This window comes from Atlantibacter sp. MEI4A-1023, assembly GCF_056155425.1.
In genome coordinates this window covers 1,956,283-1,970,936 of the sequence record NZ_CM149568.1, presented here as the reverse complement: position 1 = coordinate 1,970,936, position 14,654 = coordinate 1,956,283, and the positions used below count along the sequence as shown (strand labels likewise).

The 14,654-nt window shown below is 58.6% G+C and carries 13 protein-coding genes; 3 read left to right on the top strand and 10 right to left on the bottom strand.

The annotated features are described in order from the left end of the window. Positions 1-20: 20 nt before the first annotated feature. Together ACVV26_RS09565 and ACVV26_RS09560 are read right to left on the bottom strand one after the other, a co-directional pair. Complete coding sequence (locus tag ACVV26_RS09565; protein ID WP_474801195.1) at positions 21-2,087, bottom strand: hypothetical protein; 2,067 nt, start codon at positions 2,085-2,087, stop codon at positions 21-23. Between the two features lie 202 nt (positions 2,088-2,289). Then, the gene (locus ACVV26_RS09560) at positions 2,290-3,402 is read right to left on the bottom strand and encodes an MBL fold metallo-hydrolase (RefSeq protein WP_474801800.1); all 1,113 of its coding nucleotides are present in this window, start codon (positions 3,400-3,402) and stop codon (positions 2,290-2,292) included. 368 nt (positions 3,403-3,770) lie between these two features. Between ACVV26_RS09560 and ACVV26_RS09555 the strand changes: the two genes are divergently transcribed. Next, positions 3,771-3,926, top strand: a complete 156-nt coding sequence (locus tag ACVV26_RS09555; RefSeq protein WP_474801193.1) for a hypothetical protein — start codon at positions 3,771-3,773, stop codon at positions 3,924-3,926. A gap of 353 nt (positions 3,927-4,279) precedes the next feature. Here the strand turns inward: ACVV26_RS09555 and ACVV26_RS09550 are convergent, their stop codons facing one another. The 8 genes from ACVV26_RS09550 to ACVV26_RS09515 form a co-directional block, all read right to left on the bottom strand. Further along, the gene (locus ACVV26_RS09550) at positions 4,280-4,576 is read right to left on the bottom strand and encodes a c-type cytochrome (protein WP_474801191.1); all 297 of its coding nucleotides are present in this window, start codon (positions 4,574-4,576) and stop codon (positions 4,280-4,282) included. Next, a complete protein-coding gene (locus ACVV26_RS09545; RefSeq protein ID WP_474801189.1) occupies positions 4,576-5,061 on the bottom strand; it encodes a TlpA family protein disulfide reductase in 486 nt (161 codons plus the stop codon). The genes ACVV26_RS09550 and ACVV26_RS09545 overlap by 1 nt, the downstream gene beginning before the upstream one ends. Continuing rightward, on the bottom strand, positions 5,048-5,740 hold the full coding sequence (locus tag ACVV26_RS09540; protein WP_161659950.1) for an ABC transporter ATP-binding protein: 693 nt from the start codon (positions 5,738-5,740) through the stop codon (positions 5,048-5,050). The genes ACVV26_RS09545 and ACVV26_RS09540 overlap by 14 nt, the downstream gene beginning before the upstream one ends. A 4-nt stretch (positions 5,741-5,744) precedes the next feature. Further along, positions 5,745-6,875 carry an ABC transporter permease gene (locus ACVV26_RS09535; protein WP_474801187.1) on the bottom strand — a complete coding sequence of 377 codons (1,131 nt, stop codon included), beginning with the start codon at positions 6,873-6,875 and terminating at the stop codon, positions 5,745-5,747. Further along, a complete protein-coding gene (locus ACVV26_RS09530) occupies positions 6,865-8,148 on the bottom strand; it encodes an ABC transporter permease (protein WP_474801185.1) in 1,284 nt (427 codons plus the stop codon). The genes ACVV26_RS09535 and ACVV26_RS09530 overlap by 11 nt, the downstream gene beginning before the upstream one ends. 2 nt (positions 8,149-8,150) lie before the next feature. Beyond that, positions 8,151-9,524 (bottom strand): Fe-S-containing protein, encoded by a 1,374-nt coding sequence (locus ACVV26_RS09525; protein ID WP_474801183.1) that lies wholly within the window; start codon positions 9,522-9,524, stop codon positions 8,151-8,153. Positions 9,525-9,632: 108 nt separating this feature from the next. Continuing rightward, positions 9,633-10,160: an iron transporter gene (locus ACVV26_RS09520; RefSeq protein WP_312982590.1), complete on the bottom strand. Its 528-nt coding sequence runs from the start codon at positions 10,158-10,160 to the stop codon at positions 9,633-9,635. A 34-nt stretch (positions 10,161-10,194) separates the two neighbouring features. Beyond that, entirely contained in the window at positions 10,195-12,126 is a 1,932-nt protein-coding gene (locus ACVV26_RS09515; protein WP_474801181.1) for an FTR1 family iron permease, read from the bottom strand. 311 nt (positions 12,127-12,437) lie between these two features. Here ACVV26_RS09515 and ACVV26_RS09510 point away from each other — a divergent pair, with 311 nt between their 5' ends. Then, complete coding sequence (locus ACVV26_RS09510; RefSeq protein WP_474801179.1) at positions 12,438-13,784, top strand: LLM class flavin-dependent oxidoreductase; 1,347 nt, start codon at positions 12,438-12,440, stop codon at positions 13,782-13,784. Between the two features lie 10 nt (positions 13,785-13,794). Beyond that, positions 13,795-14,634 (top strand): ABC transporter permease, encoded by an 840-nt coding sequence (locus ACVV26_RS09505; protein WP_474801177.1) that lies wholly within the window; start codon positions 13,795-13,797, stop codon positions 14,632-14,634. Positions 14,635-14,654: the final 20 nt, after the last annotated feature.

Here is a 14,654-nt window from a genome sequence, read left to right as displayed (position 1 = left end):
CGGTTATTTCTCCGTGCGCATTACTCTTCCTGGCTGCGAATATCAAAGAACCAGAAGAGGATGAATCCCAGCAGACCAAAAGCTAAAAAGACAATCAGCGTGATCAGTTCAAAGTGGGCGCTCTGCCCGGCGATCTCCGCCAACTGCTGCGGCGTGGTATCGGGATGTTTAAACAGCAACAGCTGCCACTCATATTCATTGGTAGTGAGGATATCGCGCACCGGCTCCCAGACATGGCTGGCGGCAATGCCCATCCCCAGCGCCGAAAACAGCGAACCGTAAATGCGGTGGCGGCGCGAATTCTGCCGGGCGATGGCGTCGCGCATCAGCGCATCCAGCCTGTCGACCTGGGCAAACAGGTTGCCACGCTGCTCGTGTAGCCCCCACTGGCGTTGCAGCATCTCGCTCAGGCGGTTTTGTTGGGCGCTGGCAAACAGGGTGTCGGTGCTGTTCAGCACGTTCAGGGCATTGACGCGCAGGGCGAAGATCTCCTCTTCCCACTGTTTATCTTCGAGGGTGCCCGTCTGCTGCTTTAACTGCGCCGGCCATTTTTTGAAGATTTCGCGGGTCTGGCGCAGGAACTGGGCGTACTCGTCGCTGAGCGCGGCGATGCGCCGGGCAACCTTCAACAGGCCCTCCAGCGCCGGAGCGTCCGGCGAGCGGCTAAACAGCGTGACGCCCTGCTGATGGCTAACAATCAGTACATCGCCCTGCCACTGCGCCTCGTAATGATCCGCCTGCGGCAAGGTGTACGGCGTGGTGGGCAGGGATTGTTGGCTACAGCCTGCCAGCCAGGCTTCAAACGACGGCGTGCTGGTCAGGTAGCTGCTGGTATCGGTTTGCTGCAAACGCGCGTCAGGCTGGTTCCAGCGCCAGGCGCACACCCGCTTTTGCCCTTCGGCTTGCGGGTTGGGATCGTCAACGCGCGTCAGGCACGGTTCCAGATGTTCGACAAATCCTTGCCGCCAGATCAGCGGCAATACATCCTGCCACCAGTCGAGTTTGCTGCCGGGCGTCTCCGTGTCATCGAACTTTTTCGGTGCGCCCAGCAGCGTGTAACGCCCCGCATCATCCCACCAGGGTTGGTCCGGCGCGTTCGGCACTCCAGCGTAACTGTGTAACGGGCGGGGTTTGCTGCACGGGCGCTGCCCCGCCCAGCGGTGATTTTCCCCGGCTTCCAGCGCCTGCCACAAATTTTGTAACGACAGGCCGCTTTTCGGATCCACCGAAATTACCATGTCGTTGCCGGTGCCCTGCTGGTGCTGGCGATAAATGCCCAGCAGCGTAAACCCGTTTTTACTCCAGCTGTGGGTCCGGTCATTACGGGCGAAGATCTTGAACAGGCCGCTGGGGTTTTGCTCATTAAGGAACAGCGCATCCACCAGCATTTTGCGGCGGCTGTCGGCCTGCTCCACCAGCAGTTGACAGGTGGCGGCGCGTTCAATCGCCAGCTGATAAAGCTGGTATTCATAGGCCAGCGCGGCCTGCGCCGAGAGATAATCCGCCGACGGCAGGGCCTGAATGCCCTGTAACGGCTGTCGGGTGTGGTTAATGAATGCTGTGAGTAATTTCAGGCAGCGGATAAAGCCATCGCGCAGTAACTCTGCATCGTAATGATGAGGTGCGGTTTGGGCGGCATGCAGGCGCGCATGGGCGAACACCGTGTGCAGGCAGGCGGCAGAATGGCCGACGTTATCGCCATCGAGATAAAATCCCTGCTCCCACTGGTCGATATAACGCACCCACTCGTCCAGCTCGTGAGTGTCACCGCGGGTGAATACGCTGAACAGTAGCCAGGCAAAACAGCTATCCAGTGAAAAATCTTCAATCGCGATATGGGTAATCGTCTGCGAACGCGCTTTGTCGCTTAATGCGCGCCGCTCACTGTCGCCCATGGCCCACAGCCACGCAGAAAGCGAACGGTGCTGGCTGCCGTTTTTGCAGTTCAGGGCAATACCCGGCGAGGCCGCGTCGCCAATACCCAGCGCCAGCATACCCGCAGGCAACTCGCGCACCGAAGGGCGCATTGAAAAAGTGACATTTTCAAGCGCAGCGGCAAGGCAGTCCCAGTTAAGTCTTTCGGCCATTCATCATCCTTTAATGCCCGCAGAAATTCAGGCGGCAACGCAGTTAGGGTTATTATTTGTCGGGAAAGAAATGCAGCAAAAAAGAATATTATAGATGGGGTAATGCGGCAATAATATTAAAGTAAATTGCGCTTAAGTCATGAATAGTTACGACCCTGAATAATTAAACGGGTCGTAACTATTAATTTTAATAGCTTGTATTTTACTGCACGTTATTACTCTGCCACCAGCGGCTGAATGTCTGCTGGCTATTCTCCATTTCCACCGTTTCACCGATTTTCGGCGTCAGCAAACGCCAGGGCTGATTTGCGCTGGCAGCGGAGAGCCGCTCCAGCGGCTCATTCCAGCGATGGTGCGCCAGTTTGAATTTGCTATTGTGGGAAGGCAGTACGGCTTTGGCCTGTATGTCGCTGGCGGCTTTGGCTGCGTCTTCCGGGGTCATATGGATAAACGGCCATTGCGGATCGTACTGCCCGCACTCAAGCACCGCGAGGTCAAACCCACCGAGCTTCGCGGCGATATCTTTGAAATGCCGACCGTAGCCGCTGTCGCCGCCGAGGTAGATCCGCTGGTTGGGCGTAATAATGGCGTAGGAGGCCCACAGCGTTTGGTTGCGCTTAAAGAAGCGGCCTGAGAAATGCTGGGCAGGCAGGATATGGATTTCCAGCCCGCTGGTTTTCATTACGCTGTTCCAGCCGCCCTCGAATATTTTGTCTCTCGGGAAGCCCCATTTTTCAAAATAAGAGCCAACGCCGGTGGGGGTAATAATCTGGCCAATTTTATCGCGCAGGGCATTAATGGTCGGATAATCCAGATGGTCCCAGTGATCGTGGGTAATTAACAGATAGTCGATCGGGGGAATATCATCGGCACGATAAATATTACTGCCGCTAAATGCCACGTTGGTGCGCGGGATTGGCGACGCATAATCGCTGAATACCGGATCGATAAGATAATTTTTGCCGTCGAGGCGAACAAAATAGCTGGAGTGTCCCATCCACACCACGGCGTTTTCCTTGAGCGGGTGCAGATTGGTTTTTTGCGAAGGCAGCACGCCGTCCGGCTGCGCGCCCTCGTCTTTGCCGAATAAAAAGCGATACCACAGGGTTAACCGGCTCTGGGTGCGGGTCACTGGCGGTGGATCTTCGGCGTTAAAAAATTGCCCGTCGCGGTACAGGGGATTATCTGCCTGCGCCGGGACCACGGGCGAGGCGTACTGCGGCTGCTGAAGCCAGGCAAAAATGAACAGCGTTAAAAGCGCGATGATGATAATCAAATAGCGGATCCCACGTTTAAGTTTTGAAGCTTTTGTCATTGAGGCCATTGAGGCATGTGCTCCGGGGTAAATAGGCGATACGCTGGCACGTTGGATAAGGGTACAACAATTGGGCTGTCGCCGGGGGAGGATGGCACGAAGTGGCAAGCTGTCTTTTGTTTCGTTCGGGGGCGTTGTTCGGTTCGGGGGAAGGGTTCCGTTCAGTGGCGTTGTTCCGTTCGCCAGGCGTTCGTGGCTCAGCGTAACTCCGTAGCACGCGAACGGGCAAAGGGGGATTCCGCATCCCCCTTTGCAATCCCCGCTCCCGGCCAGCAAAATCGCCGCTGCGCGGTTCCCTCGGCTCCCTCTCCTCGCTTCAGGTCGGTCGTGATGCTACATCCTGTAGCTCACGACCTCAGCCAGCATCCATGCTGGCTGACCTGGCTCGTCAATTGCGCCTCGGCGATTTTGATGCCGGACTCAACTGCCCCAACTTCAAGCCGTTTATTTTTTACAAAGCTGTCTTTGTCGCTGTGAGTATTTTTCATACTTTCAGCGACACGTTGGTTGCATTGAAAACCTGAATGTATCGCGGGGGTTTTCCTCCCCATCGAAATCGCCGAGGCGTTCGCGGGAGGCCGGGGCAAGCCGCAGGGATGCGGCTTGAGGGCGAGAAAGGCAGGATGCCGTATCTCGCCCGACCCGGAGCCGGACGCGATAAGCCGAGGGCACCGCGAAGCGGCGATTTCGCTCGGGGGAGCCGGGGGTGTTGGGGGCGCGGCGGCGAGCGCCCCCAACCCGTTCGCGTACACCTGCGCTTAAGACTGACTCGAAAGCCCAGGCGAACGGAACAATTCCACTAAACGGAACAATTCCACTGAACAAACTGAACGAAACAATTCCACTAAACAAAAACAAAAGCCCAAAAGCGTAACACCTACTTCTGCGTTTGAATAAACGCCGCCAGCCCCTTAATCTGCTCATCCGTAAGCTTCGCCTTCGCCCGCGCCGCCGCGCTATTCCCCCCACCATCGCGGATCGTCGTCATCCCTTCCACCGCCTGCTCCTCGCTGAGTGTGATCAGCGGCGGCGCTTTATTAAACGCCGTTTTATCCGCCTTACGCCCGTGACAGCTTGAGCAATCGCGCTGGAATTGCCGGCCATAATCCTCGGTGGCAGCAGCGCTGGTGGAAATGAACGCCAGACCACACAACATCAGCATCCGAAGCGTCATCACCCTTCCCCCGCCAGTTTGCGGAAGGTCGCGGTCAGCGCCTGTTCATCCCGTGCGCCCTGGTGCATATCAATCACCCGGCCTTTAGGATCAATCAAAAACGAGGTCGGCGTGCCGATCACCTGATAACGCTCCTGGGTGATTTTCATCTGGTCGCGCACTACCGGGTAGCTTATGTGGTGCTGCGCCAGCAGCGGCGCGATATCCACCGCGTCGTTATCGGTATTCACCGCTACCACTACCAGCTTGTCGCCCCACTGCTGGCTGAGTTTTTCAAGCGATTGCATCTCCGCCAGGCAGCCGCCACAGCTGGCGGACCAGAAATTCAGGTACACGCCTTTGCCCTGCCACTGTTCCAGTTTCGCTTCGTGGCCCTGGCTGTCGAAGGCTGCCAACTGGGGTGCCGGTTCGCCCAGCGTCAGTTTTTCCTCTTTGCAGCCCGCCAGCGCCGCCAGCAGGATGAATAACAGGTTACGCCAGCGCATGGTTTCGCTCCTCGCTCAGGTATTTGCCGTGTTGCAGGCGGATCACCCGGTCAGCAAACTGACCCAGCGCCGGGTTGTGGGTCACCATCACAATGGTGCGGCCCTGGCGGTGCAGATCCTTTAACAGCGCCAACACCCGGCTTTCGTTTTCTTCGTCGAGGTTGCCGGTAGGCTCATCGGCGAAGATCACCGGCGGCTCGTTGACCAGCGCCCTGGCGATGCACACGCGCTGCTGCTCCCCGCCGGAAAGCTGGCTCGGCAGGTGCGTCATACGGTGCTCCATGCCGACCTGCGCCAGTACCGCTCTGGCGGCGTTTTCATCCACCACGCTGTGGTAATGCTGCGCCAGCATCACGTTTTCCAGCGCGGTGAGAAACGGGATCAAGTGGAACTGCTGGAACACCAGGCCGATTTTCTCGGCGCGAAAGCGGCGACGGCCCTCTTCGTCCAGCCCGGCGGCATCAGTGCCGTCAAGAAACACCTGGCCGTCGCTCACCGTATCCAGACAGGTGAGAATGTTCATCAACGTGGTTTTCCCGGAGCCGGAGGCGCCCATAATCGCCACAAACTCGCCGCGCGCGATGCGCAGGTTGATATCATCCAGCGCGGTTACGTCGCCGAAGCGTTTATACAAATGGCGGGTTTCAATCACCGCCTGCGGAATGCGCGATACAGACATAGCGCTACTCTCCTTTGAGAACTTTTGCCGGTTCGACGCTCACCGCGCGGCGCACCGGGACAATGGCCGCCGCAGCGGCGACCATAAGCGATAAAATTAAAGTGATCGGCAGGACCGGCAGGCGCAGCGCGATAGTGGCGTTAAACACCGTCATGCCCAGCAGTTGGGCCAGTAAATAACCCAGCACCCAGCCGCAGGCCACCGCCGCCAGGGCAATCAGCCCGGTTTCCGCCAGCATCTGGCGGATGATGTCCCGGTGGGTTGCGCCGAGCGCTTTTTGCAGGGCGAACTCTTTGGCCCGCTCGCCGACGATCGCCATCAGCGTGGTATTCACGCACAGCGACGACAGCGCGAGGATCACGATCGAGACCAGCCCCATCAGCCCTTTGATTTTGTCCAGCACCTGGCCTTCGGACGCCGAGACTTTGCGGATCGGGCGGATATCCAGTTGTGGAAACTGTTTTTGCAGTGTCTCAGCGTACTGGTCCACCTGCCCGAGATCGTTATTCACGCTGAGCAGCGCGTGGTTCAGTTCGCCGGTTTTGTGCAGCAGGGTTTGCGCCAGGTCGACGTTGACGATCAGCATGTTGTCAGTAGCGTCGCCCGCTTCCACCAGCCCCTTAATGCGCAGCTTTTTCTTGCCATCCTCAGTCATCACGGTGACGCTGTCGCCGACTTTCAGGTTCAACCGCTCGGCCAGCTTGACGCCCACCATCGCGTTGCGATCGTCAAAGTTAACGCCCACCCAGTCGCCGGTCACCTGCCAGTACGGGGCCAGCTTCGGCATCGATTCGAACCACACGCCCATCACCACCACTTTTTCCAGTTCGGTGCGGGCCATGCCGTAGAGCATCGGGCTGGCGGCGTTGATCAAGCCCGGCGGCGCGTCGGCGATAATCGGCTCCAGCTCGCGCTGTTCCATACTTTTGCCGTGGCCGGGGCCGATGTAAAAGTTGGCACCGAAAGTGCGCAGTTCTTCGCTCATCTTGGCGTTGATATCGAAATAGACCGCCGACAGCGCCGTGACAATCGCTGCGCCGACGGTAAGTGCCGCGAACACCACGCTGACGCGCTGCATCCGCAGGCGCAGCGCGCGCCACACCAGCAGCCACAGCATGGAATGCTTACCGCCCATACAGCACCTCCACCGGGTAGAGGCGCGCAATGCGCCGCGCCGGGAACCAGGTGCCGATCAGCGAAATCAACACCGCCACCACCAGCACGCAGGGCACCACCACCCAGGTAAAATTCAACGGGGCGTCAAACAGCATCAGGCCGATGGACTTCGCCAGCCCCCAGCCCGCCACGCAGCCCGCCGCGCCGCCCAGCAATCCGCTGCTCGCCGCTTCGAGATAAAACAGCAGCATGATTTGCCACTGGCGCGCGCCGAGGGCTTTCATCAGGCCGATCTCTTTAGCGCGCTCCATGATGGTGCTGGTCATCAGCGAGGCGATGCCCATCGCCGCCGCCACCAGCGCCGCCAGGGTGACCACCGCCAGCAGCAGTTGGATCTTGTCGATCACCACCCCTTCCGAGGCTGCTACCTGCCAGATCGGGCGCACCACCGAGCCGGAAATGGCTTCTTCAAGCTGATGAGCAATCGACGAGACAAACGCGGTGCAGTACCACAGGTCGTACTCTTCGGCATTCAGGGCGTCGAGGTTTTCCCTGGCGCGGCGCGACAGTTCGTTTTCCGGCACGGTCAGCGCCGACACGCGGATCGCCTGCACTTTACCCGGCAATCCCAGCAGCGTTTGCGCGATGCTCAGCGGCATCACTAACTGGTTGTCTTCATCGCCGCCGCTGGCCAGGAGCCCGCTCACGGTGACGGTCTGGACGGTTTTCTCGCCTTGTAATGTCAGAACGTCGCCTGTTTTCAGACCCAGGCGCTTCGCCAGGGTCTGGCCGACCAGCGTTTGCGGCTGCGCGGCCACCGGCTCCTGAGGCCACGCGCCGGTCACCTGCCAGTACGGGCTCACCGCCTGCTGGCCGATGCGGTAATCCTCTTCGTCCGGTACATCCACCGGCTGGTTGAAGAAGGTGCCAAGAATATTCACCGGCTTACCGTTGAGCATCACCTCGCCGCCCAACAGCGGGGCGAAGCCGACGATGTTATTGCGCCAGAAGATGTCTTTGATATTTGGCAGCTCTTTCTCATCGAGAAAATCCTGGCCGGAAAGCGGATTGCTCTGCTCGCTGAACAGCGCAGGCAACGCCGCCTGGCCCGCCGGTTCGATCAGGATATTCGCGCCGTAGGATTTCAGCTCCCGGGACATTTTGTCGCCGATATCAATCGACACCGCCAGCAGCGCGGAAATCAGCCCGGAGGCCAGAAATACCGTCAACACCGCCAGCAGTTTCCGGCGCAGATTTCGTCCCCAGGTCTGACGTAGCATTCGCCACAGCATGGTTACTCCTCCTTCTCGCCCGGCACGAACTGTTCCGGCGCGTCGCGAAAGCGGTTGTAGTTGGCTTCGGAGGCAAAGAACCAGGTTTTGCCGCCATAGCTGAATTTGTATTCGGCTTTGTCGTTGGTCAGGGTCGCGCCGTTCACCGGATCGGTGACGTTCATGCTGATCACGGTAGAGAAGTAATTGACGCCCGCTTCCAGCGACGCTTTGGTCAGGGTCAGCTCTTTGTCGTCACTCTGCCAGTCCTCAATCGGCACCGGGTTGCAGCCGCCCGCTTTGCCAATGGACGGGATAAAGATATGCACCCCACAGGCCACGCAGATCACTTGGTTACCTTCCATTACGTAGCCCTGGTCACCGCACAGCAGGCAGGCGTCAAACACCACGCCGAGGCGCAGCTTGTCCGGGTAGCGGTTGATTACAAAGAAGCGCACCGCTTTGCCGTCGTCGGCGACCCAGACAAAGCGGTGCAGTTTGCCGTCGCGCACCTGCTCGATGGGAATATGCACTTTGCCGTCTTTTTCCAGCATCACCGGTTTGGCTTCAGAGAGGCGCGGCGGCTGAGAGGCGACTAAATCCCAGTACAGTTGCCCGGCGGCGATCAGCACCGCAGCGCATCCGGCGGTAAGCAGCAAACGGCGCGCGCCCAGATAACGGGCGCTGGCGAGCCGATGGGGGATCGGCTCGTTGGTTTGCGCCAGGGTTTTACGGCGGCGCTGCAACTCCGGCAGCCAGCAGGCCGCCAGCGCCAGCAGCAGCGCGGCTCCCGCCCAGTTAAACCACGGGGCGTTATTGGTGACGCGCGAGACAAAGCTCAGCAGCGCTTTGGTCAGCGGCAGCACCTGCAATTTCATTAACAGCAGCAGCAAATCCCCCGCCAGCGGCACCAGCAGTAAAACGGTGACGGCGATAACGGTGGGCCACTGGGCGCGCGGCATCCGGCGCAGCAGCATAGCGCACAGCACCGCCGCCAGCGCCAGCAGCGCAAATGCCCCGACCAGCGCGGTGATGTTAAGCAGCAAATCGGTATTGAGCACATGGGTGGTGGTGACGGCACCAAGATTCGGGTCCTGCACCCAATGGCGGGCCGCGCCGAAAATCAGTACGCCCTGCCAGAGATAACCGAGCCGAGAGGAAGGGTGACGCCAGGTTATCAGGAACAGCAGCAGCGCCCCGATTTCCACGCCGGTCAGCGAGAGCTGGATCATCTGATTATTCGGCAGTTGCCGCCCCAGCCAGCCGCCCAGCGCCACGGCCAGCAGGCTTATCCACACCAGCGGACGCAGCGTCGCCGTCCGCCGTACCCCGTTGACCCCGCACAGCAGCGCAATACATAAAAACGCCTGCAGGGTCGTGACAAAAAAGTAACTCATAACGTCAACTCAATGCGCTCAAAACCGCCGTAGCGTAAAACCAGAAAAGGGCGGCGGCATAGCCGACACCCTGGTCACATCCTGTTGCATCTTCTGCGATGATGGCGATCAGTTCAGCCCGACGTATTTAAACTCGTAGCTGACGTCGAACGGCTTCCACCAGCGGCCTACGCCAGTTTCACCATCGGTATGGCGATGCATGCCCGCTTTTGATGGCGGATCGATGTGATAGGTGACTTTGTAGTTGCCCACGCCCATCATTTTAATATTCGCGCCGTAGTGCGGGCCATCGCTCGCCACCATCGGCATGAAGGTGCCTTCCTGTTTCGCGCCGGTATCGGTGTTCACCAGGGTGTAATTAATGGTCAGGAACGGGATCCACTCACCCGCGCCGAAGCCGTTTTTATTGCCTTCCACCGCGTGAATATCCGCTTCAAGGTGAATATCCGCTTTGGCTGCCGGCAGGCCCATGCCACGCGGCTCCATGTCGATCGGCTGGAGGTAAACCGCCGCCAGTTCCATTTCGTTCATGGTGATCGGCTCACCCGCCGGGTACTCTTTAAAGGCAAACGCCGCAGGTGCGGTAAAAATCCCGGCGATCACGGCACTGGCAATCAGGCTCTTCTTGATGGTCATCAGACTTATCCTCTCGTCTAAAAGAAAAATTCAGTTAAGGTTTGCTTTTAATGATGTCTGGCCCGGATACCGTCGCCCCGCGCCGTTGCATCACCCACAGGGCAATCAGCGCGGCGACCAGCAAAGCGGCCTGCGGCAGCAAGGTTTCAACATAGGGGTAGATGCCAAGCCAGCCGATTTCCGGCATGCCTGGCAATAACGTAGGCTGGAATAGCTTACCCTCGATCAGCTCCAGTACCCCTTTCCCGGCGAAGACAAACGCCATCAGGTACATAAAGCTGCCGGTAAACATAAAGAACGGTTTCAGCGGCAGTTTGACCACCGAGTAACGCATCACCAGCCAGGCCACCAGCAGCACCACGCAGCCGATGGCGAAGCCTGCCAGGATCGCCAGATGGCCGGAGACGTTGCTGGCATCGCCCACCAGCGCGTAGTAGAACAGCACGGTTTCCGCGCCTTCGCGATAAACCGCCAGGAAGCTGGTCATCCACAGGCCAATCAGCGATCCACGGCTCAGGGAGTGAGAGAGTTTGCCTTCCAGCCAGGCTTTCCAGTGGCGGGCCTCCACTTTGGAAAGCAGCCAGTAGCTCATGGAGAACAGCATAAACACAGCGATCAGCATGGTGATGCCTTCGAGCAGTTCGCGGCTGGCCCCGGAGTGGGTAAACAGCATCTGGAAGATCGCGGCGGTGATCCCACTGCACACCAGCGCCACGACGACCGACTGGCGGATCAGCGGCAGCTTGTCCTGATGGTTGTTTTTCACCATGTAGGCCACGATGGCGGCCACGATCAGCAGCGCTTCCAGCCCTTCACGGACGATGATCATCAGGCTATAGAGCAGCAGGCTCCACTGGGTTTGCTCGCCTTCGCCAAGCAGAGAGACCGCTTTCGCCAGATCCTGCTCCAGCGCCTGCGCTTCGGCATTCAGCGCCGCTTCAGGCTGCCCGGCTTTCATCAGGCTAACCAGGCGGGTGAAGTGGCCTTCGAGCTGGGTTTTAAAGGCGGCATCCCGGGAGCCGACTTTGTTTTCCATGCCGCTGGCTTCAAACAGGTCAAAGTAGGTGTCCTGCACCGCCATCATGCCGTCCTGGACGTTGCCGTCCTGATAAACCGCAATGGCTTCTTTCAGGCTGCTATTGATGCTGGCGGAGACCTTGCCCCAGTCGGCCTGGGCGGCGGTATCGGCTTTAGCGGGCGCATCGCCGCTTTGCGGGGCGCTCACGGCCTGGGTGTCGCGGGTCGTCGGCAGACCGGGCAGCACGTCCTCGATATCCTGCAACAGCGTGGTGACGCCGTAAGCGACATCGTTAAGATTGTCCGGTTTGGCGGTCAGGGCGATAAGCGTGGTGAACTGCTGATTGATCGACGCGGCCTGTTGCGCAGAGCGGTTCTTGCGCACCGACATTTCCATTTCCGAGTTTTTGAAACCCTGATAATGGGCCTGCTGCACGCTCTGGCTGGCTGCGGCAAACTGCCCTTGCTGATACTGCGTGACCGCCTGGGCCAGCAGATCGTCGATGGTCTGGAAACTCTGCTGCCAGTAGTGGGCGATTTCCCCGTTGCTGTACGCGCCGTGCTGCTCTTCTGCTACCAGCTTGTGGCCGCCGTCCAGCACCGGTTCAACCTGGTCCAGCTCGTGCTTCAGCCAGTCAATTTTACCCTGCACGTCCGCCACGGATTTGCCTTCGCCGATCATCTTGCGGATTTCGCCGAAGGTACTCTCCATCTGGTAGCTCTTCTGGGCGGAAATATTAATACGGATCGGGCCTTCGAGGTTTTCGAACACTTCGAAATAGGCCATCTGCACTTCGTGGCGGGCTTCGCTGACCTGTTGCTGCTGATACAGCGTGGCGGTTTTATCGAGGCGAGTTTTAATGTCGTTGATATAAGGGGAATAATCGGTGGCTGCCCACGCCAGTGAACTCACCAGCAAGCAGCAAACGGCAAGGAAGAATGAACGCATGTTGAACACGGTACGCCCTGATAATCTAAATAATATTCATTATCATTACCTGTTTTGTCAGGTTTTGTACATGATTAAAATCATATAAGTGACAATTATTGACGTTACCTTTCAAAAACTGCGATGAATGTATCCATTTCGGTTGAATTTTGTGCTACCCGGCGAATTTTCCTCCGCCCTGCTCTTTACGTGACACCAATCCCAAATTCCAGCTATTGAATTCAGAAATTGATATTTCATTTTCAAATCTTCGCAACGTTATGCTCTCAAAACGTTAACAAACACGTCTGCGAATATGATGGAGATGAACAATGACAAGACAAATTAAACTCGGCGCGTTTCTTCCTGGCGGCGGCCAGCACGTGGCGGCCTGGCGTCACCCCGATCAGCCCGCTGATGGCGCAACCAGTTTCGAATTCCACAAACAGCTGGCGCTGACCGCCGAACGCGGCCTGTTTGACGCTTATTTCCTGGCCGACGGACTGGCGGTCCCGGCTAAAGGCGGCACCGAAGGCGGCCGCGCAAAAATCGCCGGTTTCGAGCCGGTAACGCTGTTTTCCGCACTGGCACCGTTAACCAAAAATATCGGTTTTATCGCCACCGCCTCCACCACTTACGAAGAGCCCTACAACACGGCGCGTAAATTCGCCTCGCTGGATCTGATTTCCCAGGGCCGCGCGGGCTGGAACGTGGTGACGACCGCCACCGAAGCGGCGGCGGTGAACTTCAACCTCGACCAGCAGCATCCGCATGATTACCGCTACGAGCGCGCCCAGGAGCACGTGGAGGTAGTGAAGAAGCTGTGGGATAGCTTTGAAGACGATACCTTTATTCGCGATAAAGCCTCCGGGCAGTTTATCGACCCGGACAAAGTGCATACCGCCGATCACGTCGGTAAGCATTTCAAAGTGAAGGGCCCGCTCAACGTGCCGCGCTCGCAGCAGGGGCACCCGGTGATCGTCCAGGCCGGGCAATCGGATAACGGGCGTGAACTGGCTGCCGCCACCGCCGAGGTGATTTTCACTTCCCACCAGCATATTTCCACCGCCCAGGCGTTCTACCGCGACATCAAAAACCGCGCCAGAGCGTTGGGCCGCCGCCCGGAGCATATTCTGGTGATGCCAGGCGTCGCGCCGTTTGTTGGCCGCACCGAAGAAGAAGCCCAGGAAAAATACCGTGCGCTGACTTCATTAATCGTTGAGGAAGACGGGCTGGCGCTGCTCAACGGCCTGACCGGCGGCACCCTGAATTTCGCCGATTACGATCTTGATGGCCCGCTGCCACCGCTGCCTGCTACCGAAGGGATGAAGTCACGCCAGGCGCTGATCCGCCAGATTGCCGATGAGCACCAGTTCACCATCCGCGAGCTGTACCAGTGGATCGCTACCGCGCGCGGCCACTTCACCATCGTGGGCACCGCCGAACAGGTAGCCGATACCCTGCAAGCGTGGTTTGAAAACGAAGCCGCCGACGGTTTCAACATTCTGCCGCCGTACCTGCCGGGCGCACTGAACGATTTTATCGACCTGGTGATCCCGGAACTGCAAAAGCGCGGCCTGTTCCGTACCGCCTATGAAGGCACCACCCTGCGCGAAAACTTAGGATTACCGTATCCAGAAAACCGTTATTCCATTCTCCGCAATAACAAAGTGGCATGAGGGATTCACGATGACTGACTTCAGCAAAGTATGGGTGCGCCCCCGGGCGCGCAGCCCTGGCGTCAAGCTGGCGATTAACGGGAAATGGCGCAAGCGGGCGCTGGCGTTCAGCGCCGATTACGGCCTGCTGGTGTTTTTCTTCGCGGGCTGGCAAATCGCCAGCACCCAGGGATGGCTGAACCCGGCGGTGATCCCGCCGCTGGATAAGGTGTTTTTTGCCCTGTGGAACGGTATCACCTCCGGCGCGTTGCTGGACGATATCACCATCAGCCTGCAACGCGCCGGGCTGGCGTTCTTCTCGGCAGTGATTATGGGTATTCCGCTTGGGCTGTTTATGGGGCAAATCCGCCCCCTGGAGCGCGCGCTGGACCCGCTGTTGCAACTGTTCCGCCAGACCTCAGCGCTGGCGCTGTACCCGGTGTTTATCCTGCTGTTCGGGCTCGGCGAAGGCTCTAAAGTGTTCGTGATTTTCTGGGCTGCGCTGTTCCCGGTGCTGTTGGCGACCATCAGCGGCGTAAAAGAGGTGGACCCGAAGCTGCTGGAAATGGCGAAAACCTTTGGCGCGCGCCGCTTAACGGTGTTCCGCCGGGTGATTGTGCCGGCGTCGGTGCCGTCGATTTTCGTCGGCCTGCGTCTGTCTGCCACGACCGCCCTGCTGCTGCTGATTGCCGCCGAGATGATTGGCGCCAATAAAGGCATCGGCTTCCAGGTGATGAATGCGCAATACAACTTCCAAATCCCGGTGATGTTCGCCGCCATTTTCATGCTGGCATTCTTAGGGCTGATGGCTAACCGCATCCTGGTGGTCCTGCAACGCCGTCTGTGTCGTTGGAATACTCATAACCATTAATTAGCCGTTCACTTTTCGAT

Bases quoted from the DNA above. Each gene is read 5' to 3' on its own strand.
- ACVV26_RS09505 (WP_474801177.1), top strand. From the start codon at position 13,795: ATGACTGACTTCAGCAAAGTATGGGTGCGCCCCCGGGCGCGCAGCCCT.
- ACVV26_RS09555 (WP_474801193.1), top strand. From the start codon at position 3,771: ATGCTGGCTGACCTGGCTCGTCAATTGCGCCTCGGCGATTTTGATGCC.
- ACVV26_RS09535 (WP_474801187.1), bottom strand. From the start codon at position 6,875: ATGGGCGGTAAGCATTCCATGCTGTGGCTGCTGGTGTGGCGCGCGCTG.
- ACVV26_RS09550 (WP_474801191.1), bottom strand. From the start codon at position 4,576: ATGACGCTTCGGATGCTGATGTTGTGTGGTCTGGCGTTCATTTCCACC.
- ACVV26_RS09525 (WP_474801183.1), bottom strand. From the start codon at position 9,524: ATGAGTTACTTTTTTGTCACGACCCTGCAGGCGTTTTTATGTATTGCG.
- ACVV26_RS09515 (WP_474801181.1), bottom strand. From the start codon at position 12,126: ATGCGTTCATTCTTCCTTGCCGTTTGCTGCTTGCTGGTGAGTTCACTG.
- ACVV26_RS09530 (WP_474801185.1), bottom strand. From the start codon at position 8,148: ATGCTGTGGCGAATGCTACGTCAGACCTGGGGACGAAATCTGCGCCGG.
- ACVV26_RS09510 (WP_474801179.1), top strand. From the start codon at position 12,438: ATGACAAGACAAATTAAACTCGGCGCGTTTCTTCCTGGCGGCGGCCAG.
- ACVV26_RS09560 (WP_474801800.1), bottom strand. From the start codon at position 3,402: ATGACAAAAGCTTCAAAACTTAAACGTGGGATCCGCTATTTGATTATC.
- ACVV26_RS09520 (WP_312982590.1), bottom strand. From the start codon at position 10,160: ATGACCATCAAGAAGAGCCTGATTGCCAGTGCCGTGATCGCCGGGATT.
- ACVV26_RS09545 (WP_474801189.1), bottom strand. From the start codon at position 5,061: ATGCGCTGGCGTAACCTGTTATTCATCCTGCTGGCGGCGCTGGCGGGC.
- ACVV26_RS09565 (WP_474801195.1), bottom strand. From the start codon at position 2,087: ATGGCCGAAAGACTTAACTGGGACTGCCTTGCCGCTGCGCTTGAAAAT.
- ACVV26_RS09540 (WP_161659950.1), bottom strand. From the start codon at position 5,740: ATGTCTGTATCGCGCATTCCGCAGGCGGTGATTGAAACCCGCCATTTG.